At 32.9% G+C, this 13,369-nt stretch carries 15 protein-coding genes; 14 read left to right on the top strand and 1 reads right to left on the bottom strand.

Translation table 11 applies throughout. From position 1 onward, the window contains the following. The first annotated feature begins 106 nt into the window (after positions 1-106). Entirely contained in the window at positions 107-949 is an 843-nt protein-coding gene (locus COJ46_RS23860) for a YtnP family quorum-quenching lactonase (protein WP_098566408.1), read from the top strand. 14 nt (positions 950-963) lie between these two features. Here COJ46_RS23860 and COJ46_RS23855 read toward each other — a convergent pair whose 3' ends face one another. Further along, positions 964-1,275, bottom strand: coding sequence for a PepSY domain-containing protein (locus COJ46_RS23855; protein WP_056473349.1), 312 nt, complete (start codon positions 1,273-1,275; stop codon positions 964-966). Positions 1,276-1,436: 161 nt separating this feature from the next. Here COJ46_RS23855 and COJ46_RS23850 point away from each other — a divergent pair, with 161 nt between their 5' ends. The 13 genes from COJ46_RS23850 to COJ46_RS23790 form a co-directional block, all read left to right on the top strand. After that, positions 1,437-2,507, top strand: a complete 1,071-nt coding sequence (locus tag COJ46_RS23850) for a M42 family metallopeptidase (protein ID WP_097979211.1) — start codon at positions 1,437-1,439, stop codon at positions 2,505-2,507. 250 nt (positions 2,508-2,757) lie between these two features. Next, positions 2,758-3,870 (top strand): ABC transporter substrate-binding protein, encoded by a 1,113-nt coding sequence (locus COJ46_RS23845; RefSeq protein ID WP_098566407.1) that lies wholly within the window; start codon positions 2,758-2,760, stop codon positions 3,868-3,870. After that, entirely contained in the window at positions 3,860-4,687 is an 828-nt protein-coding gene (locus COJ46_RS23840) for an alkaline phosphatase family protein (protein WP_097979209.1), read from the top strand. Before COJ46_RS23845 ends, COJ46_RS23840 begins: the two co-directional genes overlap by 11 nt. Positions 4,688-4,785: 98 nt before the next feature. Next, the gene (locus tag COJ46_RS23835) at positions 4,786-5,640 is read left to right on the top strand and encodes an ABC transporter permease (protein WP_097979208.1); all 855 of its coding nucleotides are present in this window, start codon (positions 4,786-4,788) and stop codon (positions 5,638-5,640) included. After that, entirely contained in the window at positions 5,637-6,506 is an 870-nt protein-coding gene (locus tag COJ46_RS23830) for an ABC transporter permease (RefSeq protein WP_097979207.1), read from the top strand. Before COJ46_RS23835 ends, COJ46_RS23830 begins: the two co-directional genes overlap by 4 nt. Next, positions 6,503-7,516, top strand: a complete 1,014-nt coding sequence (locus COJ46_RS23825; RefSeq protein ID WP_097979206.1) for an ABC transporter ATP-binding protein — start codon at positions 6,503-6,505, stop codon at positions 7,514-7,516. The genes COJ46_RS23830 and COJ46_RS23825 overlap by 4 nt, the downstream gene beginning before the upstream one ends. A gap of 26 nt (positions 7,517-7,542) precedes the next feature. Beyond that, a complete protein-coding gene (locus tag COJ46_RS23820) occupies positions 7,543-8,328 on the top strand; it encodes a DeoR/GlpR family DNA-binding transcription regulator (protein ID WP_097979205.1) in 786 nt (261 codons plus the stop codon). A 161-nt stretch (positions 8,329-8,489) separates the two neighbouring features. Next, positions 8,490-9,359: a Cof-type HAD-IIB family hydrolase gene (locus tag COJ46_RS23815; protein ID WP_098566406.1), complete on the top strand. Its 870-nt coding sequence runs from the start codon at positions 8,490-8,492 to the stop codon at positions 9,357-9,359. Positions 9,360-9,939: 580 nt separating this feature from the next. Then, positions 9,940-10,455: a DUF84 family protein gene (locus COJ46_RS23810; RefSeq protein ID WP_097979203.1), complete on the top strand. Its 516-nt coding sequence runs from the start codon at positions 9,940-9,942 to the stop codon at positions 10,453-10,455. Positions 10,456-10,525: 70 nt separating this feature from the next. Continuing rightward, on the top strand, positions 10,526-10,843 hold the full coding sequence (locus COJ46_RS23805) for a thioredoxin family protein (protein WP_056473367.1): 318 nt from the start codon (positions 10,526-10,528) through the stop codon (positions 10,841-10,843). A 17-nt stretch (positions 10,844-10,860) separates the two neighbouring features. Next, positions 10,861-11,658 (top strand): DUF1444 family protein, encoded by a 798-nt coding sequence (locus COJ46_RS23800; protein ID WP_286133692.1) that lies wholly within the window; start codon positions 10,861-10,863, stop codon positions 11,656-11,658. A 14-nt stretch (positions 11,659-11,672) separates the two neighbouring features. Continuing rightward, positions 11,673-12,278: a YtpR family tRNA-binding protein gene (ytpR, locus tag COJ46_RS23795; protein ID WP_097979202.1), complete on the top strand. Its 606-nt coding sequence runs from the start codon at positions 11,673-11,675 to the stop codon at positions 12,276-12,278. 220 nt (positions 12,279-12,498) lie between these two features. Further along, positions 12,499-13,369 (top strand): hypothetical protein (locus COJ46_RS23790; RefSeq protein ID WP_141540919.1); only part of this gene is annotated, 871 nt, incomplete at its 3' end.

The raw sequence follows: 13,369 nt of genomic DNA, 5'->3' as shown, positions 1-13,369 counted from the left end.
TTCACTATTGTTCCCTTTCTTTTACCTATTCCTGCTCTTTAAATATTCAGTAAATTCGTAAAAGTGGTATAATATTTAAGTCTAGTAAAAAAGAAGGGGGATAAGTATGGAACAGTTAAAAATTGGAACTTGTACAATTCAGTGGCTTACTGGAGGAAATACCCATTTAGATGGTGGAGCAATGTTTGGAGTTGTTCCAAAGGCGCTTTGGTCAAAAAAATATATTGTTAATGAGAAAAACCAAATTCCTTTACGTACTGACCCGGTATTTATTCAAACAAATGGTTTAAACATTATCATTGATAGCGGCATCGGTGTTAATAAATTAAATGAGAAACAAAAAAGAAATTTTGGCGTTACCGAGGATTCAGCGTTAGAAAAATCATTAGCGAGGCACGGTTTAAAACTAGACGATATTGATTATGTCATAATGACGCATCTGCATTTTGATCATGCTAGTGGATTAACTAAATTTGAAAATGATGAATTCAAATCTGTATTTTCGAATGCAAAAATTATCACATCTCAAATTGAATGGGATGAAATGAGAAATCCGAATATTCGTTCAAGTAATACATATTGGAAAGAAAATTGGGAAGCAATTCAGCACCAAGTAATAGCATTTGAAAAAGAATATTCTTTAACAGATGAAATAACAATTATTCACACAGGTGGACATAGCGATGGGCACAGTATTATAAAAATTGAAACTGAAGATGAGCTATTATTGCATATGGGGGATTTAATGCCTACACATGCACATCAGTCACCATTATGGGTTATGGCATATGATGATTACCCAATGACATCTATTTACGCAAAAGAAAAATGGGTTAATTTTGGTATGCAAAAAAAATCTTGGTTTACGTTCTATCATGACGATGTATTTCGAGCAATAAAATGGAGCGCTGAAGGACAAGTATTACAGTCGATCGAACGCTCCAAATAATTTGGCTTTTGTTGTTAAACAATTTGAGCAGAAATTAGCTCACCATTTACAGCATTAATGATGAATGAATAGTTTGTAGTGTCATTATCTGATTCTACTACTGTAAAACCACCTTCATAAACATCACCTTCATAATCAGGTAAATCTGCCCACTTTGGTTCTGAATGAATCCAAGTTCCAGTTACATTACCATATGAAAGAAATACTGGTTTAATTGTTTTTAATGCTTTTTCTGCTGGAATATATTGTGAAGATAATTTTTTTTGTAAATATAGTCCACCAGCAACACCTAAACCTAAGCCGATTAAGACGCGTTTAAGTTTCATTTGTACCACCTCTATTTATGTATTATGCGCTTGAAAAAATATTCTACTACTTATCTTAGTCAAACTGGGGCAACATTTCAACGGTTAGCATTGGTATTATGTGTTATTTTTAGATAAAATAAAAAAAGAAGATATGATTTGTACAGAGAGGAACTTTAATTATGAATCAAGACACTCTACAGCTTTTTAAATTTTTAACAGAATTACAAGGTGCATCAGGATTTGAGCATGAAGTTCGTCACTTCATGAGAAAAGAACTTGAAAAATATACAAATGAGATTGTGCAAGATCGTTTAGGAAGTATTTTTGGAGTGAAACGTGGAGCTGAAGATGGACCTACTGTAATGGTGGCAGGTCATATGGATGAAGTTGGTTTCATGGTTACTCAAATTACAGAAAACGGGATGTTACGATTTCAACCACTAGGTGGCTGGTGGAACCAAGTATTGCTTGCTCAAAGAGTTCAAGTAATGACAGATCAAGGACCAGTTATTGGTGTGATCGGTTCAATTCCACCGCATTTATTAAGCGATGAGTTAAGAGCTAGACCAATGGATATGAAAAATATGCTAATCGATATTGGTGCAGATAACAAAGAAGATGCACTAAATATTGGCGTTCGTCCTGGTCAACAAATTGTACCAGTATGTCCGTTCACTCCTATGGCTAATGAGAAAAAAATCATGGCAAAAGCTTGGGATAACCGTTACGGTTGTGGACTTGCGATTGAATTATTAAAAGAAGTTCAAAACGAAACATTACCAAATATTTTATATTCAGGTGCTACTGTTCAAGAAGAAGTTGGACTAAGAGGAGCACAAACAGCTGCAAATATGATTAAACCTGATATCTTTTACGCATTAGATGCAAGCCCAGCTAATGATATGTCAGGATCAAAATCCGAGTTCGGTCAATTAGGTAAAGGTGTTTTATTACGAATTTTAGACCGCACGATGGTTACTCATAAAGGAATCCGTGAATTTATTTTAGATACTGCAGAAACGAATAAAATTCCTTACCAATATTTTGTTTCACAAGGTGGAACAGATGCTGGACGAGTACATGTTTCAAACGATGGCGTACCATCTGCTGTAATTGGTATCTGCTCTCGTTATATTCACACTGCGGCATCGATTATTCATGTTGATGATTATTTAGCTGCAAAGGAATTACTTGTTAAGCTAGTTAAAGCGACTGATAAAACAACTGTTGAAACATTACGTAATTATTAAGAAAGTAAAAAAAGAAGCCCTAAAAAGAGGCTTCTTTTTTTATTGAAAATCCTTACCTTGCCTTCCCAAATCCCTACACTTCACATCTTTTCTTATCTATTACCTAGAACCTTAACTCGTCTTTCAATTAATGTTATTAATAAATTCTTAACATACAGTTAATGTGGGTTTTACGATGTTGTTTTATGATAAAACCGTAATAACCAGTAATAAACATTAAACAAACCACATTAATGTGAGGAGATCTAAAATGAAAACTGAATTTAAAAAGAAAAGTTACAAGGCAGTGCAAGTTGTCGTTATGGGTATGACAGTTCTAGGACTAACAGCATGCGGAAAAGCCGTGGAAACGAAAAGTCAATCTGTATTAAATCCAAATTCATTAACTCTTAAAGAAATTGAAACAAAAGCAAAAAAAGAAGGTGAAATAAATAGTGTAGGTATGCCCGATTCATGGGCTAACTGGGTTGAAACTTGGAATGAAGTTAATAAAAATTATAATTTGAAACATACTGACACAGATTTGTCTAGTGCGGAAGAGATTGCAAAAATGGAATCTGAAAAAGAGAATGCTACTGCTGATATTGGAGATGTCGGAATGTCTTTTGGTCCAATCGCTGAACAAAAAAACTTAACTATTCCATACAAAACATCTTACTGGGAGGAGATTCCTGATTGGGCAAAAGATGACAATGGTGACTGGGTAGTCGGATATCAAGGAACTATTTCTTTTCTGACAAATAAAGAACTAGTAAAAACACCTCCTAAATCTTGGGACGATATTTTAAAAGGGAATTATAAAGTAACAGTTGGAGATGTTCAACGTGGTACACAAAACCAAATGGCCGTACTTGCTGCTGCTATTGCATACGGTGGAGATGAAAAAAATATCCAACCAGGGATCGACTTTTTTAAAAAGCTTGCTAAGCAAGGGCGATTAAGCTTAACAGATGCTAAACCAGCAAATATCGAAAAAGGAGAGGTTGAAGTAGCACTTGTTTGGGACTTTAATGCGCTTGGTTATGCTGAAGCAATTAAGCGTAGTCAATTTGATGTATCTATCCCAAGTGATGGATCAGTTGTTAGTGGATACTCAACTATTATCAATAAATATGCTAAACATCCTTATGCTGCTATGGCTACAAGGGAATATATTCTAAGCGATGAAGGACAAATAAACTTAGCAAAAGGATTTGCTCGACCAATTCGTAATGTTGAACTTCCAAAGGATGTAGCTGAAAAAATGGTTCCAAAAGAGGAATACAAAAATGCAAAGCCAATTAGAGATTTTAAGGCTTGGGAAGAAACTGCAAAAACTTTACCTCAAAAATGGCAAGAAGAGGTGTTAGTAAATGTCAAATAAAGTTATAGCTATAGTTGTTGATGGAATGAGATATGACAAAGCATGCGAAGCGCTTGGATATGTTCAGCATTTAGTGGAATTAAATCAAGCAGCACTATACAAGATGAAATCGGAGCTTCCGAGTCTTTCTCGCCCATTATATGAGGTGTTATTAACTGGAACACCTTCATCTGTAAATGGAATTACATCTAATCAAGCAGTTCGTTTATCGAATGAAAAAAGTATCTTTCATCTTACAAAGGAAAATGGTTTAAGAAATGGAGCGGTTTCGTATTACTGGGTAAGCGAACTATATAATCGAGCACCATTTAATTTTATTGAAGATCGAGAACAAGATGATCTATCTAAAGCGATTCAATACGGAAAATTCTATTGGGATGATGACTATCCAGACAGTCACGTGTTTATGGATGCAGAAGCTTTACGTAGAAAATATGATCCACACTTTTTATACATTCACCCTTTAGGTGTAGATGTTAAAGGAGAACTATTTGGATCGGAATCGAAAGAATATCGTGAACAAATTTTAAAAATAGGCAGTTTGTTAGCGCAACTTCTTCCAATTTGGATGTCAGAAGGGTATCACATTTTAATTACTTCTGATCATGGAATGAGCGAAACTGGTAATCACGGAGGAATAACAGCGGGCGAACGAGATGTACCACTTTTTATCATCAGTCCAAAAGTTGAGCCTGATGTTTATAAAGAAGTAATCCCTCAGTTAGCTTTTGCTCCACTTGTTTGTGAGCTCTTAAATATAGAGCCATCAGATAAGATGATTTCATATCAGCTACCCGGATATAAAGAAATTAATTGACGTTTTAATGATATGAAGATTTTTATGGAAGGGGAATTGGTTTAGTGAAAATTTTACCAATTCTCTAACGTTTAAAGAATTTTAAGGAGCGAGAAGCTTTGCAAAAAATAAAAAAACATAAGATTTACTTACTAGCTCTTTTATTGCCATTTTTATTGTTTGTAATAGGATTTGAATTAGGGCCAATGATGGCAATGTTTAAGAATAGTTTTTACGCAGATGACGGAATCCATCTAACTATGAATCAATATATAACTATATTTAAAAGTAAGTTTTACTTACAAGCTATCAAAAATAGTATAGTTATTTCAATTATTTCGGCAGTGATTTCGATCCTAATAGCTGTTGTCACAGCTTATTCCTTTACAAAGTTTTCACGTAAAATACAAAATCGTCTATTAATGATTGCTAATGTGACTTCAAATTTTGAAGGAATCCCTCTTTCTTTCTCATATATTATTTTACTTGGAAACAATGGACTATTTACTTTGCTTTTTGCAAAACTCGGTTGGAATCTATTTGCGGATTTTAATTTATATTCTTGGACCGGACTGATCCTTGTCTATATTTATTTTCAGATTCCATTAGCAATTTTGTTGATATACCCTTCTTTTCAAGGAATAAAGCAACAATGGAAAGAAGCGTCTGCATTATTAGGAGGATCAACAATATCATTTTGGCTAAGAATTGGAATTCCAGTACTATTACCAAGTATAGTAGGCACATTTAGTATTTTATTTGCTAACGCTATGGGTGCTTATGCAACAGCCTACGCATTAGTTGGTAGCAATTATAATTTATTGTCATTACAAATTGCTTCACTAGTCTCAAGTGACGTTACATTAAAACCACAATTAGGAAGCGCACTAGGAGTCCTTCTAGCAGTTACCATGATTGGAGCGATGTGGATTAATGAAAGAATGATGCGTCGGATTAGGAGGGATTTACGATGAAATTACAAACAACATTTTTTAAAGTAATAGTTGGATTACTTGTAATCTATTTATTAATTCCACTAGTCGGTACATTTTTATTTTCAATTGCAACTAAATGGGATCATTCAATCTTACCTGAGAGCTATACATTAAATTGGTATATTGAATTATTTCAAGATGGACGATTTTTTGAGGCTTTTCAACGAACATTATTTTTAATTATCATAACTGTCTTTTTAAGTGTTTCAATCATGCTCCCAACAATCTTTATTATAACTGTATATTTTAAAAAATTTGAAGGAATTCTCCAAGCAATTGCGATGCTTCCGTATGGTATCCCACCTATTGTAGGAGCAGTTGGGTTAATTAAGCTATATTCTAATGGGCCATTACAAATTGCCGGTACTCCATGGATACTAGTTGGAGCTTACTTTATAACCATTCTACCTTTTATGTATCAAGGTATTCGTAATAGTCTTAGAACAATAAATGCCATTCAACTTGTAGATGCAGCTGAATTACTTGGTGCAACTAAATTTCAAGCGTTTAGAACGGTTGTGCTTCCGAATATTTTATCTGGAATATTAGTATCAAGTTTATTGTCCGTAGCGCTTTTATTCAGTGAGTTTGCATTTGCAAATTTACTAGTAGGTGGAAGATTTGAAACCCTTCAAATCTATCTTGCCGATAAACTAAATAGTAGTGGTCATTTAACAAGTGCCATAGTTATTACTTATTATTTGGTAATTTTACTTTTAACTGGAACAGTCTTAAAACTCACGTTTAAAACTAAAAAAAATCCTGCCGTATTTAATAAAAGGCGGTCTATTTTAAAAAAACAAGGTCATTTAAAAAATACTGCAATAGAAGGTGAAGTTAAATGAGCTACGTAAATATTGATCAAGTGACTAAACAATATCAAAATCAAGTCGTCTTAAATAATATTTCCTTAACATTAAATAAAGGAGAATTCGTAACGCTTTTAGGTCAAAGTGGGTGCGGGAAAAGTACTTTATTACGTTCGATCGCTGGACTGGAAGACGTCGATGTAGGAAATATATTAATAGATGGGAAGAACATAACTAATTTATCTCCGCGTCAACGCGAGGTAGGTATGGTATTTCAGTCATATGCACTTTTTCCAAATATGACAGTATTTGAAAATATTGCATATGGTCTAAAAATGAAAAAAGCTAAAAACATACATGCAAGAGTAAAAAAGATGATTGAAATTGTTGATTTAATAGGTAAAGAAGGATCATACCCTCACCAATTATCAGGAGGGCAACAACAAAGAGTTGCTTTAGCTCGAGCGCTTGTCATGGAACCAAAAGTACTATTATTAGATGAACCGTTAAGTGCATTAGATGCAAAAATTCGAAAAAGCTTACAAAAAGAATTAAAAAGAATACAACAAGAACTAGATATTACGACTATTTTTGTTACACATGATCAAGAAGAAGCAATGACAATGTCGGATCGAATTTTTGTTATGAATAATGGAAATGTAGTACAAGAAGGTACACCTTCTGAGATCTATACAACACCAGTAAATAAATTCGTAGCAAAATTCATCGGAAATTATAATGTTTATGAGATGGAAGCTTTCCATAAACTTGTACGTAGTAATGAATTAATTGGAAATGATGTAGCAATTCGACCTGAAGTATTAAAATTAGTAGCTGTAGGAAATGACAGCATGGATTTACAACAAAACTGGGGAATAAAGGGGATTATTTCAGATGTTACTATGACTGGTAATGTCTTAAGATACGAAGTTGAAACCGAAGAATCTGCATTTCTTGTAGACAACCTTAACCACCGAGGTGAAATGTTCCAGCAAGGAGAACATGTGAACATTATTGTACCTAAAAAAGAATGCGTTATCTTATAAATTTTTAAAGTTTCTGGAGGATTAAAATGTCTGTTTTACCTGAGGAAAGAAAAAACGAGATTTTAAAAGAACTTAATAAAAAAGGAAAAGTTAAAGTTATCGATTTAGTTGAACAATTTAATGTATCAGAAGAAACCATTCGTCGAGATTTAATGATATTAGAGGAAAAAGGTCTTTTAAAAAAGGTGTATGGTGGAGCAATTAAAACAGTATACCAAAATGAGGAACCTCCTTTTATGCAGCGTACGACTGTGAATCAGGAAGCGAAAGTAAAAATTGGTAAAAAGGCCATGGACCAAATTTCCAATGGAGATGTCATTGCGATTGATGTAGGCACAACAATGCTTGAATTTGCTCAGTGTATTGAAAATAAAAAAGACATTACTATATTGACTAATTCATTACCGGTATCTTCCCTGTTAACAGAATCATTAAATCAAAATAAGTTTACCGGACAAATATTATTACTAGGTGGAATAGTTGATCCAAAACAACAGTCAATGAGTGGGAGTATAACAGAACAATTACTAAGTCAATTTAATGTTGATAAGGCATTTATTTCAGCGGGTGGTGTCTCAGCTCAAAATGGAGTTAGCAACTATCATTTCCATGAAACGTTAGTTTCTCGAAAAATGGTGGAAGTGTCGAAGCAAGTGATTTTATTAACAGATTACTCGAAAATTGGTGTAGATACATTTTGTAAAGTTTGTTCTCTTGAAAAGGTTGATGCAATAGTATGTGACCATTCATTTCCAGATGAATGGAAAGAGCATTCAATAGTAGAAGAAATCGAATGGATTCAAGCAAATTAAAAACGACGGACTATATTCTATAAATTCTTTTTTGTTAAGTAGCCAATAACGTAATGAATGAATCGTTATTGCCTTCTTAAGCTTGCCATTTTGGTGATGACCGATTACTGAACACTATAAAACTATCTGAAAAGCATAATAAATTAAAGGGGATATAATCAATGAGTTTCATTGCAATAGATTTAGATGGAACATTATTAAATAATGAGAATGAAATTAGTGAAGAAAATATTAATGCAATTAAATTTGCAGGGGAAAATGGAATTGAAATCGTTATTTCAACTGGTCGAGCTCATTTTGATGCCAAGAAAATTTGTGAAAGATTCAGGATATCGCCATATGTGATCGGAACAAATGGGGCAACAATCCATTCAAAATACGGAGAATGTATCTCATCAATTACAATCTCAAAAACGAATGTTGAACAGATATTAAGGTGGCTTGATGAACGAAATTATTATTTTGAAGTTTTTACAGATAAAAGCATTTATGCTCTTAAAGAAAGAAGAGAAATTTTTCAAAATGAGATTAATAGCCTTAAAAGAGTTGAGTTAGATGAAGAAATGAAAGAATTAGTTAATGTTGCGGAAAGACAATTCGATCAGTTTGGGTATGTATTAGTTGATCATTGTCAAGAAATCATACAACGAAATGAAGAAGTTAATAATATTTTAGTATGTACGTTTGATATGAAAAAATTAGAAGAAGCCAGAAATCGGTTTAATAAATGTAAAGAGTTAATGGTTGTTTCTTCTGCGGAGCATAATATTGAAATTACGAGTTGTTTTGCATCAAAAGGATTAGCATTAGAAAAATTAGTTTTTTTATTGAATGGTTCATTAGACCAATCCATGGCTATTGGCGACAGTAATAATGATATTTCAATGTTCGAAAAAGTCGCATATAGTGTTGCAATGGGGAATGCAAAAGAAGATATCAAATCAATTTGTACAACCTCTACTCTAAATAATGATGAAAATGGCGTTGCCCATGCTATTTATCGATATATTGATACTTTTGTAGTTAAATGATAACTATTTTTTAGGGCATGTAATGTTTTTATGTTAACTTAGTAAAGAATTTTAAGGCATGAATGAGGTAATAGTTGATTAAAAATGGAAATATGTCATAGATTTTATTAGGTGAGATAATTGGAAAGATGCTTTCATTTTGAAAGTGTCTTTTTTATTGTATAGCGAACCACTCCCACCACTTAGCTAACGCTTGAAGTGGGGGCTTCTCGATTCCGTGATGAAAGCAACCTTTCATCTCCACGAGCGTTACTTCCCACAGTTCCTGCGGTAGATGTCCAACGAATGGAGGTTCTTTCGTTACCTTAGTTATTTTACGAGTGGAAGGGTGACGGGCTTGGTTTTCGCACGATGTCTTATTTGTCCACTCAACCTTATATAACTACTTCTCAAAGAACAATTCATAAGAAAATCAAAGCATATAACCATATGTTTTTCTATCGAATAAAAGGCAATTCATCTCCCACCTACCGTTGGACTAAAGTCCTTCACACGCTTGAGGAAGGAGACTTCTTGCCTGATTATGTTAAAATTAAATATAACTTAATAAAGCGTTTGACTAGTGAATGGAGTTAAAACAATGAAAATAATTATTGGTTCTTTAAATCCCACAAAAGTAGGAGCTGTTAAAAAAGTTTTTAATCAGTATAAAGTTGAGGGACTAAATGTTCCATCAAATGTTTCGAATCAACCTTTGACTGATCAAGAAACTATGCAAGGTGCTATAAATAGAGCATATAATGCTAGAATCGCAGGTGAGTCGGAAATCGGTATTGGATTAGAAGGTGGTGTCATTATAGAAAACGATCGGCTTTTTCTTTGTAACTGGGGAGCACTTGTGTATGAAAACGAGGTAATACTAGCAAGCGGAGCAAAAATTTTATTACCTAGCGAATTTATTAATGAGCTAAGAAATGGAACTGAGCTCTCCGTATTAATGGAACGATATACGAATGAAAAAGATATACGTAGTAAAGAAGGGGCAGTAGGGGTATTTACAAATGGTCGAATTACTAGGACAGAAATCTTTGAACATATTTGTGAATTACTATTTGGACAATATGAATTCAAGAAACGAAAAGAAGAAAACAATTGAGGTCGTCCTTTTTGCATATCGATAAAAATAAGATAAAATAAAAGAAAACGAATTAAGCGAGGGAAAAAGAATGGAAAAAATTACATCAGTTGAACAATTCGAACAAGCGAAACAAGGAGAAAAAGTGGTTTTCCAATTTTCAGCAAATTGGTGTCCGGATTGCAGATTTTTAGATATGTTTTTTCAAGAAATAATTGATGAAAATAAAGATTTTACGTTTTATTACGTAGATCGTGACCAATTTATTGAGGTATGCCAAAATCTAGATATTTTTGGAATACCGAGCTTTGTAGCGTTTAATAATGGTGAAGAAATTGGTCGTTATGTAAATAAGGATCGTAAAACAAAAGAACAAGTAGAAGAGTTTCTTGAAGGATTAAGAGGCTAATAAGGTAGGTAAAACAATTGGCTAAAAAAACAACACTAGACTTAAAAAAAATGATAGAAAATCGCCTTGGAAATGAAGATTGGCGTTTTATCTATGATCGTGAAAAAGAAGACCTTCGAATTGAAGGGATTGAAAGTAATAAAGGGATGAGTGTCTCTTTAAATAGTGCAGTAGCAAAGTATGAAGCAGAAGGTGAAGAGGCTTTTAATGAATTAATTTATTATGTAAAAGAAGCACTTTCTGCTATGCACTCTGAAACTGTATTTCTAGAAGAACAAATTCGACCAGTTATTCGAGCTACATCGTTTCCGACAGAAAAGGAAGAAGGAAATTTATTTGTAACTGATGAGCATACTGCAGAAACTAGAATTTACTACGCTATTGATTCTGAAAAAACGTATCAACTAATCGATGAAAATTTATTAGTAAAATCAGGTTATACAAAGGAGCAGCTCCATTCTATTGCTTTATTTAATTTAAGAAAAATGCCCGTTCAAGTAAAAGAAGATATTGTTGCAGATAATACTTTTTATTTTGTACGTACAAATGATGGATACGATGCGAGTAGAGTACTAAACAGTACATTTATAAAAGAAATTCAATCAAAAGTAAAAGGTGAATTATTAGTAGGAATTCCTCATGGAGATGTACTAATCCTTGCTGACATTCGAAATAACATAGGTTATGATATAATGGCGCAAATGAATATGAGTTTCTTTGCTAGTGGGAAAATACCAATTACATCATTGTCATTTGCTTACGAAAATGAAAAGCTAATGCCAGTATTTATTCTAGGGAAACAAAAGAAGCAATAGAAAGGAAGAAATCAGTGAATATTTTTTATAACAAAGAAGGAATCGGCGATACGCTATTAATTACATTAAAACAAATTCCATCAGAAGATCGTAAAGTTGAACGAAAAGGGAATATAGCACGCGTATATAGTGCAGTTACGAATGAAACGGTTGCTATTAATGTGTTTGAGGCATCTACTTATGTAGATGTTCAAGAAAATGGTATCGTTACGATTACTGAACATATTGTTAATTCGGTTAATGAATTACTTGCAAAAGAAGGGTTTGAAGATACTTTAGTATTAGACCTTTCACCTAAATTCGTTATTGGATATGTAATCGAAAAAGAAAAACATCCAAATGCTGATAAATTAAATATTTGCAAAGTTGACGTTGGAACAGATACATTACAAATTGTTTGTGGTGCTCCGAATGTTGAACAAGGACAAAAGGTAGTTGTTGCAAAAGTTGGTGCAGTAATGCCATCAGGATTAGTCATTAAGGATGCTAATTTACGTGGAGTGGATTCATTCGGTATGATTTGCTCTGCACGTGAACTTGATTTACCTGATGCTCCGCAAGAAAAAGGAATCTTAGTTCTTGAAGCTGATGCTGAAGTTGGAAAAGCTTTTTTTAACTAAATAATATATATTTTCGTATAAATACTAGGCCATGAATTGGTCTAGTATTTTTTCTGTTTTTCAATAAAAGAATTATTATTTTAATATTAATTTGATTAAATTATATATTTGATATCGAAATATGATTGAACTAGCGCAATTTGTAATAATAATGTGTTTTTTGTCATTATGTCACATGGTAAAATAAAAGGTATGAAAAGAAATAGAGAGAGTGAGAAAAATGAAAAAATGGTTAAAAAGCCTTTTTAAGGCGAATAGCCTTAATGAGATTGAAGAAGAGTTTGAAGAAGGGTTTGAAGAAAAGCCTGTTAAGGAGAAAGTATATCAATCACACTCTATCGAAAAAAAGAGAAACGCTTTACAAGAGCGTCCAAAATTTAGATTTCCCATTGAATTAGATGAAGAATTACCATCACCAAAGCCGATAAAGGAAACAAAAATTGAAACAGTTTTTAAACAAGAAAAAAATGATGATATTTGGAAAAAGTCACTAAACAATTTAAATAAAGAATATAAACCTACATATAACCAGAGTAATAACTTTGTAAGAAATACTTTTCAAAGTAATCAATTCGATAAAAGTAATTTATCTAGTCGACTTGAAAAAAATCAGGTCTCAAAAAGTGAAGAAGAACCAGTAAAAGTAGAAAAAGAAGAAAAGGTCGATATTGTATTTCGTCCAAAAAGAAAAACACCATTTCGACCAAGTGAATATATTTCACCAATTTATGGATATCAAAAGCCTCCGATAAAAGAAGAAAATGCAACTGATTATAATCTTTCTTCAACTATAGAAGAAATGAGAGTTGAATCTTCTAATGTACTTGAAAATTCGTTTGAAAAAGTTGAAAGCAATATTTTCGAAAAAGTAAGTTTCGGCAATCAAAATCAAGAAAAAATTGATGTGTTTAATCTAGTAGAAAAAGAAGAACTTCAAACTTCAGCTAATCAAGTTGAAAAAGAAGATTTACATGCTGAAGTACATCAAAATGAAATACAAACTCCGTTGAAAGAGGAAGAAGTACAACTTGAAACTCCAGAGATTGAAGCTGACGTTCTTCAATTAGAAACTGAGGTTGAAGAGACGAATG

This window comes from Bacillus sp. AFS077874, from assembly GCF_002566505.1.
In the GTDB taxonomy this organism is placed as follows: domain Bacteria; phylum Bacillota; class Bacilli; order Bacillales; family Bacillaceae_G; genus Gottfriedia.
The sequence above is the reverse complement of the archived record's forward strand: the minus strand, read 5'-3'. Positions and strand labels throughout refer to the sequence as shown.

Coding starts and splice junctions, on each gene's coding strand:
- COJ46_RS23860 (WP_098566408.1), top strand. CDS start 107: ATGGAACAGTTAAAAATTGGAACTTGTACAATTCAGTGGCTTACTGGA.
- COJ46_RS23855 (WP_056473349.1), bottom strand. CDS start 1,275: ATGAAACTTAAACGCGTCTTAATCGGCTTAGGTTTAGGTGTTGCTGGT.
- COJ46_RS23850 (WP_097979211.1), top strand. CDS start 1,437: ATGAATCAAGACACTCTACAGCTTTTTAAATTTTTAACAGAATTACAA.
- COJ46_RS23845 (WP_098566407.1), top strand. CDS start 2,758: ATGAAAACTGAATTTAAAAAGAAAAGTTACAAGGCAGTGCAAGTTGTC.
- COJ46_RS23840 (WP_097979209.1), top strand. CDS start 3,860: ATGTCAAATAAAGTTATAGCTATAGTTGTTGATGGAATGAGATATGAC.
- COJ46_RS23830 (WP_097979207.1), top strand. CDS start 5,637: ATGAAATTACAAACAACATTTTTTAAAGTAATAGTTGGATTACTTGTA.
- COJ46_RS23825 (WP_097979206.1), top strand. CDS start 6,503: ATGAGCTACGTAAATATTGATCAAGTGACTAAACAATATCAAAATCAA.
- COJ46_RS23820 (WP_097979205.1), top strand. CDS start 7,543: ATGTCTGTTTTACCTGAGGAAAGAAAAAACGAGATTTTAAAAGAACTT.
- COJ46_RS23815 (WP_098566406.1), top strand. CDS start 8,490: ATGAGTTTCATTGCAATAGATTTAGATGGAACATTATTAAATAATGAG.
- COJ46_RS23810 (WP_097979203.1), top strand. CDS start 9,940: ATGAAAATAATTATTGGTTCTTTAAATCCCACAAAAGTAGGAGCTGTT.
- COJ46_RS23805 (WP_056473367.1), top strand. CDS start 10,526: ATGGAAAAAATTACATCAGTTGAACAATTCGAACAAGCGAAACAAGGA.